The organism is Bosea sp. AS-1, assembly GCF_002220095.1.
In the GTDB taxonomy this organism is placed as follows: Bacteria; Pseudomonadota; Alphaproteobacteria; order Rhizobiales; family Beijerinckiaceae; genus Allobosea.
In genome coordinates this window covers 2,066,898-2,088,464 of record NZ_CP022372.1, presented here as the reverse complement: position 1 = coordinate 2,088,464, position 21,567 = coordinate 2,066,898, and the positions used below count along the sequence as shown (strand labels likewise).

The 21,567-nt window shown below is 65.9% G+C and carries 20 protein-coding genes; 16 read left to right on the top strand and 4 right to left on the bottom strand.

Annotation, left to right across the window (positions count from 1 at the left end; all coding sequences use genetic code 11):
• Window positions 1-2: 2 nt before the first annotated feature.
• Both flhB and cckA read left to right on the top strand, forming a co-directional pair.
• Complete coding sequence (gene flhB, locus CE453_RS11600) at window positions 3-1,070, top strand: flagellar biosynthesis protein FlhB (RefSeq protein ID WP_089174729.1); 1,068 nt, start codon at window positions 3-5, stop codon at window positions 1,068-1,070.
• A gap of 85 nt (window positions 1,071-1,155) precedes the next feature.
• On the top strand, window positions 1,156-3,660 hold the full coding sequence (gene cckA, locus CE453_RS11595) for a cell cycle histidine kinase CckA (protein ID WP_089174728.1): 2,505 nt from the start codon (window positions 1,156-1,158) through the stop codon (window positions 3,658-3,660).
• A 99-nt stretch (window positions 3,661-3,759) separates the two neighbouring features.
• Here cckA and CE453_RS11590 read toward each other — a convergent pair whose 3' ends face one another.
• Complete coding sequence (locus CE453_RS11590; protein ID WP_089174727.1) at window positions 3,760-5,076, bottom strand: MFS transporter; 1,317 nt, start codon at window positions 5,074-5,076, stop codon at window positions 3,760-3,762.
• 306 nt (window positions 5,077-5,382) lie between these two features.
• On the opposite strand from CE453_RS11590, the gene recA reads away from it, so the two are divergent.
• The 3 genes from recA (at window position 5,383) to CE453_RS11575 (ending at window position 9,958) form a co-directional block, all read left to right on the top strand.
• Complete coding sequence (gene recA / locus CE453_RS11585; protein ID WP_089174726.1) at window positions 5,383-6,468, top strand: recombinase RecA; 1,086 nt, start codon at window positions 5,383-5,385, stop codon at window positions 6,466-6,468.
• A 191-nt stretch (window positions 6,469-6,659) separates the two neighbouring features.
• Window positions 6,660-9,302 (top strand): alanine--tRNA ligase, encoded by a 2,643-nt coding sequence (gene alaS / locus CE453_RS11580; protein WP_089174725.1) that lies wholly within the window; start codon window positions 6,660-6,662, stop codon window positions 9,300-9,302.
• Window positions 9,302-9,958, top strand: a complete 657-nt coding sequence (locus CE453_RS11575; protein WP_089174724.1) for a hypothetical protein — start codon at window positions 9,302-9,304, stop codon at window positions 9,956-9,958. Before alaS ends, CE453_RS11575 begins: the two co-directional genes overlap by 1 nt.
• Before the next feature lie 5 nt (window positions 9,959-9,963).
• Here CE453_RS11575 and CE453_RS11570 read toward each other — a convergent pair whose 3' ends face one another.
• Complete coding sequence (locus tag CE453_RS11570) at window positions 9,964-10,425, bottom strand: cupin domain-containing protein (RefSeq protein ID WP_089174723.1); 462 nt, start codon at window positions 10,423-10,425, stop codon at window positions 9,964-9,966.
• Window positions 10,426-10,573: 148 nt separating this feature from the next.
• Window positions 10,574-11,788 (bottom strand): NADP-dependent isocitrate dehydrogenase, encoded by a 1,215-nt coding sequence (locus tag CE453_RS11565; RefSeq protein WP_089174722.1) that lies wholly within the window; start codon window positions 11,786-11,788, stop codon window positions 10,574-10,576.
• A 214-nt stretch (window positions 11,789-12,002) separates the two neighbouring features.
• On the opposite strand from CE453_RS11565, the gene CE453_RS11560 reads away from it, so the two are divergent.
• The 3 genes from CE453_RS11560 to CE453_RS11550 all read left to right on the top strand — a co-directional run bounded on the left by CE453_RS11560 (window position 12,003) and on the right by CE453_RS11550 (window position 14,267).
• Window positions 12,003-12,821 carry a hypothetical protein gene (locus tag CE453_RS11560; protein ID WP_157732998.1) on the top strand — a complete coding sequence of 273 codons (819 nt, stop codon included), beginning with the start codon at window positions 12,003-12,005 and terminating at the stop codon, window positions 12,819-12,821.
• Window positions 12,822-12,896: 75 nt separating this feature from the next.
• Window positions 12,897-13,634 carry an SDR family NAD(P)-dependent oxidoreductase gene (locus CE453_RS11555; RefSeq protein ID WP_089174720.1) on the top strand — a complete coding sequence of 246 codons (738 nt, stop codon included), beginning with the start codon at window positions 12,897-12,899 and terminating at the stop codon, window positions 13,632-13,634.
• Window positions 13,635-13,721: 87 nt separating this feature from the next.
• Window positions 13,722-14,267, top strand: a complete 546-nt coding sequence (locus tag CE453_RS11550) for a 2,4'-dihydroxyacetophenone dioxygenase family protein (protein WP_248308036.1) — start codon at window positions 13,722-13,724, stop codon at window positions 14,265-14,267.
• Window positions 14,268-14,301: 34 nt separating this feature from the next.
• On the opposite strand, the gene CE453_RS11545 is transcribed toward CE453_RS11550, so the two are convergent.
• Window positions 14,302-14,709, bottom strand: a complete 408-nt coding sequence (locus CE453_RS11545) for a flagellar assembly protein FliX (RefSeq protein ID WP_089174719.1) — start codon at window positions 14,707-14,709, stop codon at window positions 14,302-14,304.
• Window positions 14,710-15,020: 311 nt separating this feature from the next.
• On the opposite strand from CE453_RS11545, the gene CE453_RS11540 reads away from it, so the two are divergent.
• The 8 genes from CE453_RS11540 (at window position 15,021) to flaF (ending at window position 21,493) form a co-directional block, all read left to right on the top strand.
• Entirely contained in the window at window positions 15,021-16,124 is a 1,104-nt protein-coding gene (locus CE453_RS11540) for a flagellar basal body P-ring protein FlgI (protein WP_089177846.1), read from the top strand.
• Window positions 16,124-16,480: a rod-binding protein gene (locus CE453_RS11535; RefSeq protein WP_089174718.1), complete on the top strand. Its 357-nt coding sequence runs from the start codon at window positions 16,124-16,126 to the stop codon at window positions 16,478-16,480. The genes CE453_RS11540 and CE453_RS11535 overlap by 1 nt, the downstream gene beginning before the upstream one ends.
• 2 nt (window positions 16,481-16,482) lie before the next feature.
• A complete protein-coding gene (locus tag CE453_RS11530) occupies window positions 16,483-16,971 on the top strand; it encodes a hypothetical protein (RefSeq protein WP_089174717.1) in 489 nt (162 codons plus the stop codon).
• Between the two features lie 201 nt (window positions 16,972-17,172).
• Entirely contained in the window at window positions 17,173-17,625 is a 453-nt protein-coding gene (locus CE453_RS11525; protein ID WP_089174716.1) for a hypothetical protein, read from the top strand.
• Window positions 17,626-17,855: 230 nt separating this feature from the next.
• Entirely contained in the window at window positions 17,856-19,178 is a 1,323-nt protein-coding gene (locus CE453_RS11520) for a flagellin N-terminal helical domain-containing protein (protein ID WP_089174715.1), read from the top strand.
• Window positions 19,179-19,370: 192 nt separating this feature from the next.
• A complete protein-coding gene (locus tag CE453_RS11515) occupies window positions 19,371-20,702 on the top strand; it encodes a flagellin N-terminal helical domain-containing protein (protein WP_089174714.1) in 1,332 nt (443 codons plus the stop codon).
• A gap of 43 nt (window positions 20,703-20,745) precedes the next feature.
• The gene (gene flbT, locus CE453_RS11510; protein WP_089174713.1) at window positions 20,746-21,138 is read left to right on the top strand and encodes a flagellar biosynthesis repressor FlbT; all 393 of its coding nucleotides are present in this window, start codon (window positions 20,746-20,748) and stop codon (window positions 21,136-21,138) included.
• Window positions 21,122-21,493 carry a flagellar biosynthesis regulator FlaF gene (gene flaF, locus CE453_RS11505; RefSeq protein WP_089174712.1) on the top strand — a complete coding sequence of 124 codons (372 nt, stop codon included), beginning with the start codon at window positions 21,122-21,124 and terminating at the stop codon, window positions 21,491-21,493. Before flbT ends, flaF begins: the two co-directional genes overlap by 17 nt.
• The last annotated feature ends 74 nt before the right edge of the window (window positions 21,494-21,567 follow it).

Below are 21,567 nucleotides of genomic sequence, written 5' to 3'. Positions count from 1 at the left end.
CCATGGCGGAAGAAGCCGACAACGAGGACAGGACAGAGGACCCGACCCAGCGCAAGCTGGACGAGGCCACCGAGAAAGGCGACGTCCCCAAATCGCAGGAGATCGGCACCTTCTTCGTGCTCTGCGGCTTCACGCTGGCGCTGCTGGTCGCAGCGGGCTGGTCGGCGCGCGACGCCATGCTCTCGCTGCGCGGCTTCCTGATGAACGCGCATCAGATTCCGGCCGACGGAGCTTCCCTGATGCATGTCACCCGTCAGGGCGTGCTGACCGGTTTCATGGCGCTCGGCCTGCCCTTCGCCTTCATCCTCTGTGCGGGGCTGGCCGGCGCGCTGCTGCAGCACAAGCCGCTCTGGACCTTCGAGCCGCTGATGCCGAAGTTCAACCGGATCTCGCCCATGGCCGGGGCCAAGCGGCTCTTCGGCAAGGAGGCCTGGATCAACTTCATCAAAGGCCTCGCCAAGACCACCCTGATCGGCGTCGTGGTCTGGTACACACTCTGGGGCCAGCACGACCGCCTGGAAGGCTTCGCCGAGATGAACGTCGCCGCGCTGATGCCGGCGACGCTCTCGCTCGCGATCAAGCTGATGGGCGCGGTGCTCGCCCTCTTCGCCGTCATCGCGATCGGCGACTTCGGCTGGCAGCGCTTCTCCTGGTACCAACGCCAGAAGATGACGAAGCAGGAGATCAAGGAGGAGTTCAAGAACTCCGAAGGCAATCCCGAGATCAAGGCGAAGCTGCGCCAGATCCGTGCCAGCCGCGTGCGCAAGCGCATGATGGCCGCGGTGCCCAAGGCCACCGTCATCATCACCAACCCGACCCATTTCGCCGTCGCGCTGCAATACGAGCCCGGCATGGCCGCGCCGCTCTGCCTTGCCAAGGGTGTCGATGCCATCGCGCTCAAGATCCGCGAGGTCGCCGGCGAGCACCGTGTACCGATCGTCGAGAATCCGCCGCTCGCCCGTGCTCTCTATGCGACGGTGGACATCGACGAAGAAATTCCTGTCGAACACTATCAGGCAGTTGCCGAAGTCATCGGTTACGTCTTGCGCCTGAAGGGTCGGCGCGCCTAACTCGGCGGCGGATGCGCATGAACGGAAGCCGCCAGCCCCTCGCCCGCCAGGCGGACCCGGCAGCAAGGAAACGGACTTGACCGCAATGAGCGGAAGCACGGCCACCAGTACGATCGATCGCTCCGACAAGCCGGGGCATATCGGCGTCATCCTGCTCGTTGCCGGTCTGCTGGTCGGCGCCGCCGTCGCGCTCGGCTTCATCGCCAACGAATGGGCGCAGCCGCTGATCCTCGGCCTGCTCGCGATCCTGTCCGTCGTCGGCGTCTTCGGGCTGTTCGCCTATGCCATCGGGCTCATCCAGTTCTCGGGCCGCGCCGCCCGTAACGACCTTACCAAGACCGTCGTCGACAGCGCGGATGACGGCATCGTCGTCACCGAGGGCGAGAACGACATCGTCTACGCCAACGAAGCCTATCTGAAGCTCGCCGGCGCGACCGGCGCCAACGACCTCAAGCCGGTCGGCCGGCTGCTCACCGGTCGCGCCGACGTTTCGGAGGCGATCTACCGCCTCGCCGCTGCTGCGCGCGAGCACCGCCGCCTGGTCGAGGAGGTCCGGCTGGAGCCGGCGCTGAACGGGCGCAGCGAGGTCGGCTGGTACCGCGTCCGCGTCGCCCCGGTGCGCCGCGAGACCTCGACCGCGACACTGTGGACCGTGTCCGACGTCACGCCGGAGCGCGAGCGACAGGAGAACGCCTTCCAGGAGCTCCAGCACGCGATCGACTATCTCGACCATGCCCCGGCCGGCTTCGTCTCGATCGACGCCGACGGCGAGGTCTCCTATCTCAACGCCACCCTGTCGAGCTGGCTCGATTTCGACCTCGCCCGCTTCGGCTCGGGCGGCCTGCATCTCGACGACATCTGCACGCCCGCCGCCGCCGCGCTGGTCCAGGCGATCCGCGGCCAGCCCGGCGACGTCCGCGTCGAAGTGCTCGACGTCGATCTGAAGCGCCGCAACGGTTCGCCCCTGCCGGTGCGCCTGCACCATCAGGTCGCCTTCGGCCAGGACGGGCGCGCCGGCCCCTCGCGCACCCTCGTCCTCAACCGCGCCGCGGGCGAGGCCGGTGCCGACAGCGGCAGCGATGCCGAGGTCCGCTTCGCTCGCTTCTTCCATTCGACGCCCATGGCGATCGCGACGGTCGACAAGGCGGGCGCAATCCTGCGCTCCAACGCCGCTTTCGCCCGGCTCGTCCCCGCCGGTGTACAGGCGACGACGATCCACGATCTCGTCGCGCCGGGTTCCGGCCTCGACAAGGCGGTGGGCGAGACGATGGAGGGCCTGCCCGGCGCAAGCCCGCTCGACGTGACGCTGAACGGCGAGGATGGCCGCTCGGCGAGGCTCTACCTCTCGCCCGTCGCGGCGAGCGAGGATGGCGATGGCGAGCGCGCCATCGTCTACGCGCTGGAAACCACGGCCGAGCGCAAGCTGCGCGACAACATGGACCAGGCCGGCAAGATGCAGGCCGTTGGCCAGCTCGCCGGCGGCATCGCGCATGACTTCAACAACGTGCTGCAGGTCATCATCAACGCCTCCGAGTTCCTGCTCGCCAGTCATAGGCCGACAGACCCGTCCTTCCCGGACATCATGCAGATCAAGCAGAACGCCTACCGCGCCGCGGCGCTGGTTCGGCAACTGCTGGCCTTCTCGCGCCGCCAGACCCTGCGCCCGCAGGTGCTGGAGCTCGGCGAGGTGCTCTCCGACCTGTCGCTGATGCTGAAGCGCGTCGTCGCCGACAAGGTCACGCTCGACGTACGCCAGGGTCGCGACCTCTGGCCGGTCAAGGCCGATCTCGGTCAGCTCGAACAGGTCATCGTCAATCTCGCGGTCAACGCCCGCGACGCCATGCCGGACGGCGGCAAGCTGACCGTGCGCACCCGCAACGTGCCGCGCGACGACTGCAAGGACTTCGGCCACGCTTCCCTGCCGGCCGATGACTATGTGCTGCTCGAGGTCGAGGATACCGGCACCGGCATCCCGCAGGAGCATCTCGACAAGATCTTCGAGCCCTTCTTCACGACCAAGGAAGTCGGCAAGGGCACGGGCCTCGGCCTTTCCATGGTCTACGGCATCGTCAAGCAGACCGGCGGCTACGTCTTCGTCGATTCCACCATCGGCAAGGGTACCGCCTTCCAGATCTTCCTGCCGCGCCATGTGCCGAGCGAGGAGGAGGTCGCAGCCGAGGCCGCCGCCAAGGAAGCGCCGAAGAGGCTCGCCGCCGACCATACCGGCGCCGGTGTCATCCTGCTGGTCGAGGACGAGGACGCGGTGCGCGCGCTCAACGCCCGCATGCTGGTCTCGCGCGGCTACACCGTCCACGAGGCGGCCTCGGGTGTCGAGGCACTCGACATCTTCCTGAAGAACGACGGCCAGATCGACCTCGTCGTCTCGGACGTGGTCATGCCGGAGATGGACGGCCCGACGCTGCTCGGCGAACTGCGCCAGCGCAACCCGAACACGAAGGTCGTCTTCGTCTCGGGCTATGCCGAGGAGGCTTTCCGCAAGAACCTGCCGGAAGGCGAAGGCTTCCACTTCCTGCCGAAGCCCTTCACCATGAAGCAGCTCGTCGAGACGGTGAAAGCAGCGATGGGCTGACGGCTTCGGAGGCGACAGAGCACCCGAAGCCGACCGTCATTCCGGGCATCGCGAAACCCCGGAATGACAAGCACTTCCGTCGGACGGCAGGACCGACGCTTAGCGCGCCGGCACCGCGCTTCCGCCTTCCTCCTCTCGCCCGGCCAGCACGCCGACACCGATGAGCGCCAGGATCGTGATCAGAGCCGAGACGCTGAGATAATACCCGACATAAGGCAGCCCCTTCTCGGTCGCGAGCCAGGTCGCGGCATAGGGTGCGAGCGAGGCACCGACAATGCCGCCGAGATTGAAGGTCAACGAGGCACCGGTATAGCGCACGGCCGTCGGGAACATCTCGGCCAGCGCCGTGCCGAGCGGGCCATAGGTGAAGCCCATCAGCGACAGCCCGATCACGAAAAAGGCCAGCGCGCCCAGCCAGCTTCCCGAACCGAAGAGCGGCGCGAGCAGGAAGCCGAACACCGCGATCCCGACCGTCGTCCAGATCAGCGTCTGGCGCCGGCCGAAACGGTCGGCCAGCACCGCCGAGAGCGGAATCGTCAGGCCGAAGAAGACGACGCCGATCATCTGCAGCGGCAGAAACTGGTCGCGCGAGAAGCCGAGCTTCGTCGTGCCCCAGCTCAGCGCGAACACGGTCATCAGATAGAACAGCACGAAGGTCGCGAGCGCCGCGAAGGTGCCGCAGAGCAGCGCGAGCTTGTGCTTGGCGAAGATGCTGACGAACGGCACCTGCACTCGCTCCTGCTTTTCGATCGCCTTGCGGAAGGCCGGCGTCTCGCTGATGCGCAGGCGGACATAGAGTCCCATGAAGACGAGCAGCGCGCTGGCGATAAAGGGAATACGCCAGCCGAAGGCGAAGAACTGCTCGTTGCCGAGCACGGCGTCCAGCAGCAGGAAGCTGCCAGTGGCGAAGATGAATCCGATCGGAGCGCCGAGCTGCGGGAACATACCGTACCAGGCCGATTTGCCGGGCGGTGCGTTCTCGGTCGCCAGCAGCACTGCCCCGCCCCATTCGCCGCCGAGCCCGAGCCCCTGTCCCAGCCGGCACAGGGCCAACAGCAGCGGCGCGACGACCCCGACGCTCGCATAGGTCGGCAGCAAGCCGATCGCGACGGTGGAGAGCCCCATCGTCATCAGCGCGGCGACCAGCGTCGCCTTGCGGCCGATGCGATCGCCGAAATGTCCGAAGATCGCCGCGCCGATCGGCCGCGCGAAGAAGGCGATCGCGAAGGTTGCAAAGGATTGCAGGATCGCCGAGGTCGGGTCGGCACCGGGGAAGAACAGCTTCGGGAAGACGATCACCGCAGCCGTCGCATAGATATAAAAGTCGAAGAACTCGATCGTGGTGCCGATCAGGCTGGCGAGAAGGATCCGACCCGGTGAATTCAGGGCGTCGGACGAAACGGGAGCGGAGGACACGCGGGCAACTTTCAGAAAAGAAACGACAAGCCGCGCGCAATATCAAAGGCACAAATGCCCGCCCATGGGCAATTCTCTAGCTTTGATATGCGAAAAACGCATATCAAAGCTAGATCTCCTTGGAATGCCTATCGTTCAAGCATATCGAGTCTTCGCTCGGAGGCCATTTTCCCTCGAACAGCTCCTCCTGACACAAACTGACAAAGAGAACAAAAAAAGAACTTGCGGACAGGAACAAAGAGTGATCATTCTCCTGTCAAGACGCATTGAGATGTCCCCGTCGCCCTGCCATAAGGAGCCCGAACCGTGAATCAGGCGAATCTCAGACTCGTGGAAGGCTCCTCGATGGACAAGGCCAAGGCGCTCGATGCAGCGCTCTCCCAGATCGAACGCGCCTTCGGCAAGGGCTCGATCATGCGGCTGGGCAAGAACGCGCCCTCGATCGAGATCGAGACGATCTCGACGGGTTCGCTCGGCCTCGACATCGCGCTTGGCGTCGGCGGCCTGCCTAAGGGCCGCATCATCGAGATCTACGGCCCGGAATCCTCGGGCAAGACCACGCTGGCGCTGCATACCATCGCCGAGGCTCAGAGGAAGGGCGGCGTCTGCGCCTTCGTCGATGCCGAGCACGCCCTCGATCCGGTTTATGCCCGCAAGCTCGGCGTCAACCTCGACGACCTGCTGATCTCGCAGCCCGATACCGGCGAGCAGGCGCTCGAGATCACGGACACGCTCGTCCGCTCCGGCGCCATCGACGTTCTCGTCATCGACTCCGTGGCGGCCCTCACCCCGCGCGCCGAGATCGAAGGCGAGATGGGCGAGGTCCAGCCCGGCCTCCAGGCACGCCTGATGAGCCAGGCCCTGCGCAAGCTCACCGCCTCGATCTCGCGCTCGAACTGCATGGTGATCTTCATCAACCAGATCCGCATGAAGATCGGCGTGATGTACGGCTCGCCGGAGACCACCACCGGCGGCAACGCGCTCAAGTTCTATGCCTCCGTGCGTCTCGACATCCGCCGCGTCTCGACGCTGAAGGAGCGCGACGAGGCCACCGGCAACCAGGTCCGCGTCAAGGTCGTCAAGAACAAGGTCGCGCCGCCCTTCAAGCAGGTCGAATTCGACATCATGTTCGGCGAGGGCATCTCGAAGGTCGGCGAGTTGATCGATCTCGGCGTCAAGGCCGGCATGGTCGAGAAGGCTGGTGCCTGGTTCTCCTTCGACAGCCAGCGCCTCGGCCAGGGGCGCGAGAACGCCAAAAGCTTCCTCAAGGCCAATCCCGATGTCGCCGCCAAGATCGAGGCCACCATCCGCCAGAATTCCGGGCTGGTCGCCGATCGCATCCTCGACGAGGCCGCTCCTACCGCCGACGATCTCGACGAAGGCGAAGCCTGAGACGATCTGCCCGAATACCGGGAAAGAGGCGCGGGCGGCCTTCGGGCCGCCCGTTTTCGTTTGCCGATAAGACCTTGCCGGGTGTGCAGCGCATCAAGCTTTCTGGACAGGCGCGGGCGGCCTGACTAGAACCGGTCCTTCCCGCCGGGCTCAAGCCCGGCTCCTGCCCGTTTTGAGAAGCGCAAGAAGCGATGAGCGGCGTCAACGATATCCGGTCGACCTTCCTCGACTACTTCAAGTCCCAGGGCCATGAGGTCGTGGCCTCGAGCCCGCTCGTGCCGCGCAACGACCCGACGCTGATGTTCGCCAATTCGGGCATGGTGCAATTCAAGAACGTCTTCACCGGTCAGGAGAAGCGTCCCTATTCCCGCGCCACCACCGCCCAGAAATGCGTGCGCGCCGGCGGCAAGCACAACGACCTCGACAATGTCGGCTACACCGCCCGCCACCACACCTTCTTCGAGATGCTGGGGAACTTCTCCTTCGGCGACTATTTCAAGGAGCAGGCGATCAACCACGCCTGGACTCTGGTCACCCGCGAGTTCGGCCTGCCCAAGGACAAGCTCCTCGTCACGGTCTATTCCGAGGACGACGAGGCGCATGCGCTCTGGAAGAAGATCGCCGGCCTGAGCGACGACAAGATCATCCGCATCCCGACCTCCGCCAATTTCTGGCGCATGGGCGATACCGGCCCCTGCGGTCCCTGCTCCGAGATCTTCTACGACCATGGCGACCATATCTGGGGGGGCCCGCCCGGCTCGCCCGACGAGGATGGCGACCGCTTCATCGAGATCTGGAACCTCGTCTTCATGCAGTACGAGGAAGCGGCGGGCGGCATCCGCACCGACCTGCCCCGTCCCTCGATCGACACCGGCATGGGGCTGGAGCGCATCGCCGCCGTGCTCCAGGGCACGCATGACAACTACAATATCGACCTGTTCCGCGCCCTGATCGGCGCCATCGCCGACCTGACCTCGGTCGATCCGGACGGGCCGATGAAGGCGAGCCATCGCGTCATCGCCGACCATCTGCGCTGCTCCGCCTTCCTGATCGCCGACGGCGTGCTGCCCTCGAACGAGGGCCGCGGCTATGTGCTGCGCCGCATCATGCGCCGCGGCATGCGCCATGCGCAGCTCCTCGGCGCCAAGGAACCGCTGATGTACAAGCTCGTGCCGGCGCTGACCCGCGAGATGGGCCGCGCCTATCCCGAGCTGCTGCGTGCCGAGGCCCTGATCACCGAGACGTTGAAGCTGGAGGAGACCCGCTTCCGCACCACGCTGACGCGCGGCCTCTCGCTGCTAGACGACGCCTCGAAGGACCTGACCGCCGGCCAGAGCCTCAAGGGCGACGTCGCCTTCACGCTCTACGATACTTATGGCTTCCCGCTCGACCTGACGCAGGATGCGCTGCGCGCCCGCGAGATCAGCGTCGATGTCGAGGGCTTCGACGCCGCCATGCAGCAGCAGAAGGCGAAGGCGCGTGCCGCCTGGGCCGGCTCCGGCGAGGCTGCGACCGAGACGCTCTGGTATCCGCTGCGCGACAAGGTCGGTGCCAGCGAGTTCCTCGGCTACGACACCGAGACGGCCGAGGGCGTCGTCACGGCGCTGATCCGCGACAATGCCGAGGTTCAGTCGCTGAAGGCTGGCGAAAGCGGCTTCGTGCTGGTCAACCAGACGCCGTTCTATGGCGAGTCCGGCGGCCAGGTCGGCGACGCCGGCCTGATCCGCGGCGCCGATACGGTGGCCGTCGTCGACGATGTCCAGAAGAAGCTCGGCGATGTCTTCGCTCACAGCGTGACGGTCAAGGAAGGCGAGCTCCGGCTCGGCCAGCCGGTCGAGCTCGTCGTCGACCATGAGCGCCGCACCGCGATCCGCGCCAACCACTCGGCGACCCATCTGCTGCACGAGGCGCTGCGCCTCGTCCTCGGCGACCATGTCGCGCAGAAGGGCTCGCTGGTCTCGCCCGACCGCCTGCGCTTCGACTTCTCGCATCCCAAGCCGATCAGCGAGGAGGAACTGCGCGAGGTCGAGGAGATCGCCAACGCCATCGTGCTCCGCAACGAGCCGGTCACGACCCGGCTGATGAGCGTCGACGAGGCCATCGCCTCGGGCGCCCGCGCTCTCTTCGGCGAGAAATACGGCGACGAGGTCCGCGTCGTCTCGATGGGCACCAACCCGGCTGGCCGCGCCTATTCGGTCGAGCTCTGCGGCGGCACCCATGCGGCGCGCACCGGCGATATCGGCCTGGTCAGCATCGTCGGCGAAGGCGCCGTCGCGGCGGGCGTCCGCCGTCTCGAAGCCATGACCGGCAAGGGTGCGCGCCTGCGCCTCAATGAGGAATCGCGCCTGCTCGATGGGCTTGCGAGCCTGCTCAAGGTCCCGGCGGCCGAGGCTGGCAACCGCCTCGCTGCCCTGATCGAGGAGCGCCGCAAGCTCGATCGCGAACTGACCGAGGCCCGCAAGAAGCTCGCCATGGGCGGCGGCGGAGCTGCCGAGGATCCGGTGCGCGAGATCGCCGGCGCCAAGCTCCTGGTGCGGGCCGTCACCGGCATCGAAATGAAGGACCTGAAGAGCCTCGCCGACGAGGCCAAGGCGCGCGTCGGCTCCGGCGTCGTCGCCATCGTCGGCGTCGCCGATGACGGCAAGGCCGGCGTCGTCGTCGGCGTCACGCCCGATCTGACCGAGCGCTTCGACGCGGTCGCGCTGGTGCGCGCGGCCTCCGAGCAGCTTGGCGGCAAGGGCGGTGGTGGCCGCCGCGACATGGCCCAGGCCGGCGGGCCGGACGGCAGCAAGGCGCAAGCCGCGCTCGACGCCGTCGCCGCCGCGATGGGCTGATGCGGATCGGGAAGAGCGCCCGTCCTGGTGCCCTCTCCCGCCGCGCCCTGCTGGTCGCGGCCGGCCTCTGGCCGGCTGCGGCTTTGGCCCAGAAACAACAGAAGCCGACTCCGCGTCCCCCGCAGCCCTCCCTTTCGGCGGCGCGCAGCATCATGGCCGGCGCTCCGCTCAGCGTCTTCCTGAGCAACCCGCCGCAAGGCGCCCGCCTCGCCATCACCCGGCCGGACGATCCCGCCGACAAGGCCATCGTGGTCCTGCAGCCGAAGAATACAGTTCCCGCCCTGCAAACCCCGGGCGCCGTCGGCACCTATGAATTGCGTCTGACCGTAGAGAAGGATGGCGCGCCCCAGATCCTGTTCCGCCAGCCGCTCACCACCACAGAGCCGAGCGCGACGCTGGCGGCGCCCGAGCGCGTCGGCCGCAGTCAGGCCCTGCCTGTGCGTGGCATCGGCCCCAATGGCGAGCAGGACCGCGTCATGCTGGTGAAGCCGGACGCCCCGGTCGATGCCGAAGGACCGCGCTTCTTCCCGGCCGAGAACGTCGAGGCGACGCTGGACGCGCCCGAGCAGGCTGGTCTCTACGAGCTGCGCTACGTGATGAACGCACCGGTCAGCGGGCTGACCATTCTGGCGCGACGGCCGATCAAGGTGGAGTGACGAACCTAGCCTTGCGGATAGGGCTCGCCGCTCTTTCGCACGAAATACCCATCGGCATTGGCGCTCATCATGTCGATATCGGAGCAGGTCGTCATATCCGCCGGCCAGCGCGAGCCAACCTCCAGATAGACCGCTTCCGCGTCCGAGCGGTTGATCATGTGATGGCCATTGCCGCTGTTCTTCGGAAAGGCAGCGCAGTCGCCTGCGCGGAGCAGCGTCTCGCCCTCATCCTCGATCAGGATCAGCTCTCCCGCCAGCACATAGACGAACTCGTCCTCGTGTGAATGCCAGTGCCGCTGTGACGACCACCCGCCAGCCGGCAGATGCATCAGATTGACGCCGAAATCCTGCAGCCGGCCGGCATTGCCGAGTCGTTGCCTGATACGCTCCGCGCAGGGGGCGGCGAAGATTTCCGGGTAGCCGGAACCCTTGATTCTGGGAACCGCATCGAGGTCGATCTTCGGCATGCTGGTCCTCCCGGCGGGACACCGCATCATCAGGATAGCGGCGACGATCGACAACGTCTCAGAGGCATCCGCGTTCCGCCGTGCGGGTGCCCCAAACGAAAAAGCCCGGCCTTGCGGCCGGGCTTCCATCTTGGGCAACGAGGCAGCCTCAGGCCGCCATCGCCTTCTTCATGTTCTCGCTGACCTTCTCGAGGAAGCCGGTGGTCGAGAGCCACTTCTGGTCGGCACCGACGAGCAGCGCCAGGTCCTTGGTCATGTCGCCAGCCTCGACCGTGTCGACCGTGACCTTCTCGAGCAGCTTGGCGAACTTGGCGAGCTCCTCGTTGTTGTCGAGCTTGGCGCGATGGGCGAGACCACGGGTCCAGGCGAAGATCGAGGCGATCGAGTTCGTCGACGTCTCCTTGCCCTTCTGGTGCTCGCGATAGTGGCGGGTAACGGTGCCGTGCGCGGCCTCGGCCTCGACGGTCTTGCCGTCCGGGGTCATCAGCACGGAGGTCATCAGGCCGAGCGAGCCGAAGCCCTGAGCCACGGTGTCGGACTGCACGTCGCCGTCGTAGTTCTTGCAGGCCCAGACATAGCCGCCCGACCACTTCAGCGCCGAGGCGACCATGTCGTCGATCAGGCGGTGTTCGTAGGTGATGCCAGCCTTCTCGAACTCCGTCTTGAACTCGGCGTCGTAGATCTCCTGGAAGATATCCTTGAAGCGTCCGTCATAGGCCTTGAGGATGGTGTTCTTGGTCGAAAGATAGACCGGATACTTGCGCATCAGGCCGTAGTTCAGCGAGGCGCGGGCGAAGTCGCGGATCGAGTCGTCGAGGTTGTACATCGCCATGGTGACGCCGGAGCCGGGGGCCTTGAAGACCTCCTTCTCGATCACCTGGCCATCCTCGCCGACGAACTTGATCGAGAGCGTGCCCTTGGTCGGGAACTTGAAATCGGTGGCGCGGTACTGGTCGCCGAAGGCATGGCGGCCGACGACGATCGGCTTGGTCCAGCCCGGCACGAGGCGCGGCACGTTCTTGCAGATGATCGGCTCGCGGAAGATCACGCCGCCGAGGATGTTGCGGATCGTGCCGTTCGGCGACTTCCACATCTCCTTGAGGTTGAATTCCTTCACGCGCGCCTCATCCGGCGTGATCGTCGCGCACTTCACGGCAACGCCCCACTTCTTGGTGGCGTTGGCGGCGTCGATGGTGACCTGGTCGTTGGTCGCGTCGCGGTTCTCGACCGAGAGGTCGTAATACTCGAGCGGCAGATCGAGATACGGGAAGATCAGCGTGTCCTTGATCTTCTGCCAGATGATCCGGGTCATCTCGTCGCCGTCCATGTCGACGACCGGGTTGGCGACCTTGATCTTGCTCATGCGGTGACCCCTGTGCTCTCCAGTATAGAACGATCCGGAACGGCGGCTTTCGCCGCTGTCGGCAGCTTGGGGGCTTCCTAGCGGGTTCGGGCCGGCGGGGGAAGCGCAGCTTTCGGGCAATGCGCATCCACGCGAATATGTTGCGCTGCCGCAAAATCGGCATCTTCCTCGCCTAGCCTGATCTGCCGCTCGTCATAGCGACAGGACGAACGACGTGTTTCGCCACATCATGATCAAGAGCGCCGCCGTAGCGCCGGCAGCGCTTCTTCTTGTCGGACTGTTGTCCACCGGCCCGGCCTACGCGCAGGACGCAACGCCGGAGACGGCCGCGCAGTTGCCGATCCCGCGCGCTGCCTTGCAAGACCCCGACGCCGACGAGATGGGAGCCGCTGAGGCCATAACCGCCAGCGCCGACGCCATCGTGTTCAATCCGGCTTTGGCGGCGATCGGCCGGACCAACGCCTCGTCCGGTGCGCATCTGCGCGCACGCGCGCCGATCCCGGTCGACATCATTCGCAAGGGCTTTGCGGCGCGCGAGACGATCGCGAGCGCGCAGGAGGACCGCTCCGTCGGCTTCAAGCTGGGCCGGGACGTCTTCTCGCTTTCGACCAGCCTGACGACGCCGGCACAAGCAGGCGCATCGCGTGACGCACGGTTCGATTGGCGCTGGGCCCAGCCCGTCTCCTCCACTCCCGGCGTGATCTGGGGCCTCTCGACCGGAGGCAGCGGCACGGTCGGCGGCAATCCCGAGCAGACCGGCGATGCCATGATCGGTTATCGGCGGCAAATCTTCCCGCATCTGACGCTGACGACGCAGCTCTGCATGGCCGGCAACTATGTCTTCGCCTCGGGCGACGGGTTCCATTCCACGTTGACGCCGGAGGTCAAGCTCTCGGTCGATCTCGCCAAGATGGCGGATCTGCCCTGGCAGGCATCGCTCGATCTGGCGCTCGCCCGCAAGCTGCCGCTCGTCGCCAGCGACTATGAGACCCGCGGCACCGCGCTGATCTCGCTCAAATACAAGTGGCAGTAAGGTAAGCCGCAGGCTCATGGCGGCCTGCGGCAGGCGCCCTTCCCCATTTCCGGCCGGCGCTCTAGCCTCCGGCACATGACACAATCGGCTTCATCGAAATTCGCCCTCGTCACCGGTGGCACGCGCGGCATCGGCGCCGGCGCCGCCCTCTCTCTCGCCAAGGCCGGCTACGAAGTCCTCGCTACCGGCCTCACCGCGGAGGAGGTTGCCGTCACCCCGGCGCACCCGGCCATCCGTCACGCCCGCCTCGATGTCACCCGTGACGACGAGGTCGCGGCCATCGTCGCGGCCTGCCCGCGGCTCGACGCGCTGGTGAACTGCGCCGGCATGATCCAGCGCGGCGGCAAGGAATTCGAGATCGACGCCTTCCGCCTGACCATCGAGGTCAACCTCACCGGCACCATGCGCATGTGCCTTGCCGCGAAGGAGAAGCTCGCGGCGACGGGGCCGGACAAGCAGGGCGGTGCCATCGTCAACATCGCCTCGATGCTGACCTTCCACGGCTCGCCCTTCGCACCCGGCTATGCGGCCTCGAAAGGCGGCATCGGCCAGCTCACCAAATCGCTGGCTGCCGCCTGGGCGCCGGAGAACGTCCGGGTCAATGCCGTCGCCCCCGGCTGGATCGAAACCGAGCTGACGCGACCGCTCGTCGAGGATGCGGAGCGCTCGGCCCCGATCCTCGCGCGCACGCCCATGGGTCGCTGGGGCAAGCCCGGCGATGTCGGCGGCGCCATCGCCTTCCTGGTCTCGGAGGAGGCACAATTCATCACGGGCGCGATCCTGCCGGTCGACGGCGGCTACCTCGCGGTCTGAAAATCAAATGTTTTCAATGAATTGAAAACGCATCCTGAATCGAATTGTACGACCGTTGAATCAAGAACTCAGCACGGGAGAGACGCCATGAACACGACCAGCCCGATGCCCGTCGCCGCAACCCAGGAAGAGCGCTGGACGCCTTATCGCCATCCCCAGCCCAAGGAATCTCCGCCGGAGCTGATCGTCCCGAACGTCATCCCGACGGACGAGCGCGTCTGGGTGCCGGTCGACGACAATGTCTGGTTTCGCCCCCTGCTCTTCTGCGTGTCGCGCGGCTACTGGATGAACCTGCTGAAGGTGCGGCGCGCCGGCGTGCTCTCGCGTCACCGCCATCCGCTGCCGGTGCATGGCTATGTGCTGAAGGGGAAGTGGCGCTACCTCGAGCACGACTGGGTCGCGACCGAAGGCTCCTATGTCTACGAGGCGCCGGGCGAAACCCACACGCTGGTGGTCGATCCCGATGTCGAGGAGATGATCACCATGTTCCAGGTCAACGGCGCGATGATCTATGTCGACCCGGATGGCAAATGTCTCGGCTATGACGACGTCTTCACCCGCATCGACAAGTGCCGAGCGCATTACGCCCAGAACGGGCTCGGCGCGGAATATGTCGACCAGTTCATCCGCTGACGGCATAACCCCGTCAGCGTGAGCGCTGGCGGCTTCAGCGCCCGAGTTTCGCCAGCTCGACCGCAGCGCGCAGTTCGATGTGAGCCAGCACCTCGTCGAGGCGCGGGTCGTCGGTCGTCTCGCGCCTTAACGCCAGGGCGTGCCGGATCCGCTCCAGCTCCGACGGCAACACCCGGCCCGCGAGCAGCGCCGCCTTCAGCCGGTCGAGACCGTCGAGCAGATCGTGCCCGCGCCGCGCTTGACGACGCTTGCGCTCCTGCTGGTCTTCATCGGCCTGCACGGCCAGAAGCGTGTCCAGAGGGCCGGCCGTGGCCACGCCGGCACTGCGGGTCGGCGTCTCGCTCTCGGCTGTCGGAAGCGCGAAGGACGCGCCGCTCGCACGCCTTGCGGAACTCGCCGGGCCGGCGCCGGAGACGGGCGCGCGCTGGTCGATCCTGATCATGGCGGCCTCATTGGAGCATCGGGGCGGAACGGAAAGCCGACCTTCGGGCGCCCGATGCGCGAACGCGAAGTGTTAACGAAAGCTTGGCCTCTCACGGTTAACAGCCGGTAAAGCACCCGGCAGAAACTGCCGCCCCGGCAGGATCGGCAGGCAGAACCGCGGCGCTGCCCGGACACGACAAGCCTACAACTAACTGATAAACAAGGCTTTTCTTTTTTCCGCGACTTGGCACGCCCCTCGCAGGGCAGATGCCAGATTCGCACACGAGCATCGGAAGCCCCATGTTTCGCCTGCCCGCCCTGAGAACGCTGATGCGGCCGCTCGTCGGTCTGCTCGTGCTCGGCCTCAGCCTGCCGGCGCAGCCTGCTTTCGCGCTCTCCCGCATCAAGGACCTTGCCGCCGTCGAGGGCGTGCGCACCAACCAGCTTCTCGGCTACGGTATCGTCGTCGGCCTCAACGGCACCGGCGACACGCTCAACAACACCCCCTTCACCAAGCAGTCGCTGCAGGCGATGCTGGAACGCCTCGGTGTCAACACGCGCGGCGCCAACATGCGCACCGCCAACGTCGCCGCCGTGATGGTCACCGCCAACCTGCCGCCTTTCGCCACGCAGGGCACTCGTGTCGACGTCACCGTCTCGGCGATGGGCGATTCCAAATCGCTCCAGGGCGGCACGCTGCTGGTGACGCCGCTGCTCGGCGCCGATGGCGAGGTCTACGCCGTCTCCCAGGGGCCGGTCGCGATCTCCGGCTTCTCGGCCGAAGGCGAGGCCAGCAAGATCACGCGCGGCGTCCCGACCGTCGGGCGCATCGCCAATGGCGGCGTGGTCGAGCGCGAGATCGACTTCGCGCTGAACAAGCTGAGCACCCTGCGCCTGTCGCTGCGCAATCCGGATCTGACCACGGCGCGCCGTGTCGCCGCCGCGATCAACGATTTCATCGGCGGCGACTCCGCCGAGCCGACCGATCCCTCGACAGTGGTCCTCCAGATCCCGGCCCGCTTCAAGGGCAACATGATCAAGCTGCTGACCGATATCGAGCAGCTGCGCGTCGAGCCGGACCAGCTCGCCCGCGTCGTCATCGACGAGCGCTCCGGCATCATCGTGATGGGCAAGGACGTGCGCGTCTCCACCGTCGCCGTGGCGCAGGGCAACCTCACCGTCACGATCAGCGAGCAGCCACAGGTCTCGCAGCCAGAACCCTTCTCGCGCGGCCAGACGGTCGTGACGCCGCGCACCAGCGTCAAGGTTGATACCGAAGGCGGCAACAAGCTCGCCCTCGTCAAGGAAAGCGTGACGCTCGCCGAGCTTGTCGACGGGCTGAACGCGCTGGGCATCGGCCCGCGCGACCTGATTTCCATCCTCCAGGCCATCAAGTCGGCGGGCGCGCTGCAGGCCGAAATCGAGGTGATGTGATGACTGCCGCTCTCGCCCTCCCCGCCGCCAATCTCGCGCTCGGCGTTGCCGGCAAGCTCGTCGACGGCATCGCCAATGCCCTCGACCCGGCCAAGGCGAAAGCCAAGAAGCAGGCCGACGATTTCGAGGCGATGTTTCTCGAGCAGATGACCCAGCACATGTTCACCAACATGGGTACGGAAGGGCCGCTCGGCGACAACGGCACCGGCGGCGACGTCTGGCGTTCGCAGCTCACGCAACAATACGCCCAGCAGATCCAGAAGGCCGGCGGTATCGGCGTGTCCGACCAGATCCTGCGCGAGATGCTGAGTCTGCAGGCCCAGGGTTCGCAGGCCCAGGGCTCGGCGGGAGCCTGAGGATGTCGGCGGCAGAACGCATTCTCGACGAGCGGCCGCGCATTTCCGGCCCCGGTGAGGCCAGGGCGCTGGTCGAGGGCGTGCTTGAGGCACTCGCGGCGCTGGCGCATCTCGTCGGCGAGGAGACCGAGCTCGTGCGCGCGGGCCGCCTGCCCGAGGCGATGACGCGCGAGCCCCGCAAGACCGAGCTCGCCGGCATCTATATGCGCGGTGTCGAGCAGGTGAAGCTGAATGCCGTCGCCCTTGCCCGCTTCGCCCCCGCCGAGGTGAAGCGGCTGAAAGAGGCACATCACGCCTTCCAGGGGCTGATCGAGACCAACCAGATCGTGCTTGCGACGGCCCGAGCCGTTTCCGAGTCCGTGATCCGCGACCTCGCCGCCGATGCCAACAAGCCGATGCGGGCGAATGGCTACGGGCCGACAGCCAAAGTCGGCGCGGGCGTCTTCGCCCGGCCGAACTCAGGGCCGCTCGTGGTCTCCCGCCAGCTCTGAACGCCGGCGACACCACCTTGGGACGTGCGCCCTGCGGACGCTCGGCGGCTGCCACGGCAATCTTCAATATTTACCTAATTTTCTAACGCGGGATTCAATCATTTCGGGCAGTATCGTCAGGATCGGATGGCTCTATCCTGTCCGCGATACGACGACGAAGCGGTGCAGCGGCACCGTCGAGAGCTCCAGAAGGAGTGCAACATGGACTTTGGCAATGTCCCGAAGGTGTCTGCCGTAACCGGCGCGCCCGCCGTTGCCCGTGCCGACGTCACCGCCCAGCCCGGCAGCGTCGCTGTTGATCTTCCCCCCGAGAAGACCGTGCAATCCGCCTCGGCCGGCGACGCCGTCCACGTCGATGTCCGCGCTCAGGAGCGCGATGCCCGCAGCCGCGCCGCCGGCGAGAGGCGTGGCTTCGAGCGCGCGCAGAACAGCCGCGAAGCCGATAAGACGCTCGATGACACCGTGGAGCGCAAGCTTATCATCGACCCCCGGACGCGCGCCCTGGTGCTGCAGAAGAAGAACCGGGAAACCGGCGAGACGATCTTCCAGCTGCCCGACGAGGCCACTCTGAAACTGCGAGCCTATTCGCGCGAACTCACCGAACGCGCCCGCGAAGCCAGCGAGACACCCCACCGGGTCGAACGCACCGCCTGAGGCTTGTGAAATACACGCTTCCGCAGAAAGCCCGCGTAAGCGGGCTTTTGTCGTTTCTGGGCACGCCGCCCTCCTTAATCGCTCGTTCACCACATCGTTAGCCCCGCCAAGACCTGAGGCATTCGAGCGCGGAAATTTACCTCTCGTTACGAAGCCCCGAAGCAGTGTCCCCCAGTCGCGGCCAGGACGGCCTCGACGCCAGAAGGCACCATCCCAGAAGGGTTTTTCAAATGGCTACCGTTTCTCTCTCCGCCGGCGTGCGTTCGGCGCTCACTGCGCTCAACTCGACCAAGGCCGATGCGGCGCAGTCCCAGTACCGTCTCGCCACCGGCAAGAAGGTCAACTCCGCGGTCGACAATCCGGTCAACTTCTTCACCGCCGCTGGTCTGAATGACCGCGCCGGTCAGCTGACCAACCTGCTCGACGGCATCTCCAACGGCATCCAGACGATCACCGCGGCCTCCAAGGGCATCGACTCGATCACCAAGCTGGTTCAGTCGCTGCAGTCGACCGTCAAGCAGGCTCAGAACGACGCCGCCGCCAACCGTCCCAAGATTGCCGGCACGACCGACCTGAGCGGCAACAGCGCCACTCTGCCGGTCAATGCCAGCAAGCGTGACATCGCCCTGAACAAGAACGTCTTCGAGGCGGCTGTTGGCGCCGGCGCGGTCGTGGCCAGCGCGGACGACCCGGCGACGGCGGGCACCAACGAAGCGACGAACGGCAACCTGGGCGCTGCCGTCGCGCAGAATGAGCTGCAGATCAAGGCTGGCAGCACGACGTTCAAGGTGACGCTGTCGGCGACCGCGACTGTTCGCGACGTCGTCAACACGATCAACTCGTCCGGCATCGCGACGGCTTCGGTCGGCGACGATGGCAAGCTTTCGATCAGCGGCACGGGTTCGGACGCTTTGTCGGTGGAACTCGGCGCCACAACCGCCGGTGCTTTCGCTGGCAGCGCGGCTGAAACCGCCAAGTTGATCGGCGGCACGACCACGAACGTTCAGTCCGCCGGCAGCTCGTCGGTCCGTTCGACGCTCGTCAAGCAGTTCAACGACCTGCGTGACCAGATCGACGGCTTGGCCAGGGATTCGGGCTTCAACGGCATCAACCTGCTCGGCGGCGACAAGCTGTCGATCACGTTCAACGAAAAGACCGGTTCCAACAAGAACAAGCTCGACATCCAGGGCGAAACCGTCACTTCGGCGAACCTTGGTATCACGACCGCCGTGGACGGCAGCGCGACGACCGGCCAGTTCAACGTCCAGAACGACGCCGATCTCGCGAAGGCCGCGGACTCGCTCACCAACGTGCTGACCTCGCTGCGCGCCACCTCCTCGTCGCTCGGCTCGCAGCTCTCGACAGTGCAGACTCGTCAGGACTTCACCAAGGATCTCGTCAACACCCTGACCCAGGGTGCCGACAACCTGACCCTGGCGGACACCAACGAGGAAGGCGCCAAGCTCCTCGCCCTGCAGACCCGCCAGCAGCTGTCGCAGACGGCTCTGTCGCTGTCGAACCAGGCCGACCAGGCGGTTCTGCGCCTGTTCTGATCTTCGTCCGCAGAAGCGGGCAGCCCGCAGGAGCGGGCCGAAGACGACGAAAACGGCGGGGCCCAAAGCCCCGCCGTTTTCGCATTTTAACTCCGACCGGCGCCTATTAACCTAATATTAGTCTTAACGAATGATGATCGGTCCGATCCAAACCATGCAGGCGCCGCGATCGCGCTCTCAGGGGACCGAGACATGGCGAACACGATTCTTTCCAGCGGCGTCCGCAACAACCTGCTGACGCTGCAGCAGACCACGGCCCAGCAGAGCGTGATCCAGAATCGCCTCGCCACCGGCCGCAAGGTCAATTCCGCGATCGACAACCCGGTCAACTATTTCACCTCGCTGAACCTGAACGACCGCGCCGACCAGCTCACTGGCCTGCTCGACGGCATCTCGAACGGCATCCAGACGATCCAGGCCGCATCGAAGGGCATCGACTCGATCACCAACCTGGTGAAGTCGCTGCAGTCCACGATCAAGCAGGCCCAGAACGACGCCGCCGCCAACCGTCCCAAGATCGCCGGCACCGCCGATCTCGGCGCGGGCAACGCCACTTTCCCGCCAGCCGGCAGCAAGCTCGACGTCGCACTCAACAAGAAGCTCATCGGCACCGCCGGCCTCGCCCAGGGCGACGACCCGGCCACCGCTGGTGACCAGTCGAGCGTCGGCAATGTCGGCCTCACCGCCGCGACCGGCACCGACAGCAACGCCATCCAGATCAAGGCGGGCACGACCGTCTACACGTTCAACCTCGCCGCCGGCGCCACGGTCCGGGACCTCGTCAACGGCATCAACGGCTCCGGCATCGCGACCGCCTCGGTCGGCAACGACGGCAAGCTGACCGTCACCGGCACGGGTTCCGATCCTCTGACCATCGCGGCCGGCACGGCGACGACGGCGGGCGTCTTCTCCCCCGTCACGACCGATACCGACAAGCTGTTCGGCACGGGAACCGTGATCGCGGGCGTGACCGCGGCCGGCACCTCTTCGGTACGCTCGACGCTGGTCAAGCAGTTCAACGATCTGCGCGACCAGATCGACGGTCTCGCCCGCGATGCCGGCTTCAATGGCATCAACCTGCTCGGCGGCGACCTGCTGTCGATCACCTTCAACGAGAAGACCGGCGCCAACAAGAACAAGCTCGACGTCCAGGGCCAGACGATCACCTCGGCCAATCTGGGCATCGGCATGGCCGTCGACGGCACCACGACCAGCGCCGGCGACTACAACATCCAGAACGACAACGACCTCAACAAGGCCGCCGACGGTCTCACCAACGTGCTGACCTCACTGCGCGCGATCTCCTCGACGCTCGGCTCGCAGCTCTCGGTCGTGCAGACCCGCCAGGACTTCACCAAGAACCTGGTCAACACGCTGACCGTGGGCGCCGACAACCTCGTCCTCGCCGATCCGAACGAGGAAGGCGCCAAGCTGCTCGCGCTCAACACCCGCCAGCAGCTCTCGCAGACGGCGCTGTCGCTCGCCAACCAGGCCGATCAGGGCGTGCTCCGGCTCTTCGGCTGACGCCGAAGACACGCCCCCCTCCAAGCCAGAAGGCAGGACCGACATGGCTCTCAAGGTCGAGCTCAAGCCGCGTGAACGGATCATCATCGGCCAGGTGGTGATCCGCAACGACGAGCAGCGCACGCGCTTCTTCATCGAGGGTGACGCCCCGATCCTGCGCGAGAAGGATATTCTCACCGCAGCCAGCGCCGATACGCCGGCCAAGAACATCTATCTGGCCGTCCAATTGATGTATCTGGAACAGGATCCCACGCACCAGCACGAGACCTTCTTCCAGCTCGTGCGCGATTTCCTGCAGGCCGCGCCGAGCGCTCTGCCGCATATTCACGAGATCAATAACCGCATCTTAAGCGGCGATCTTTATAAGGCTCTCAAGGCAGCCAAGAAGCTGATCGCCTACGAAGCGGAATTGATCGAGCATGCAAAACGGGTTTAACGCCTACGCCGCCGCTGCCAAGACAGCCCAGTCCGTCGTTTCTCCCCGCGAGCTCGAAGCCTCCCTGCTGATCAAGGCTGCCACCCGGCTGCAATCCGTCGCCGACGACTGGATGAACCGGGAAGGCGATCTCGACGACGCGCTCTCCTACAACCGGCGCCTCTGGACCTTGCTCGTCAAGGCCATGATCGCGGAAGACAACCCGCTGCCGGTCGGCATCAAGACCAATATCCTCGGCCTCGCGAATTTTATCTTCAACCAGAGCTTCAAGCTCGCGGCTGACCCGCAGCCGCAGGGTCTCGGCATCCTGGTCAGCATCAATCGCGAGATCGCCTCCGGCCTGCGCGGTCGCTGACCGCCTCCTGATCCGATGAGCCATCACGAAAACGCCGCCCGATGGGCGGCGTTTTCGCTTTTGTGGATATGCGA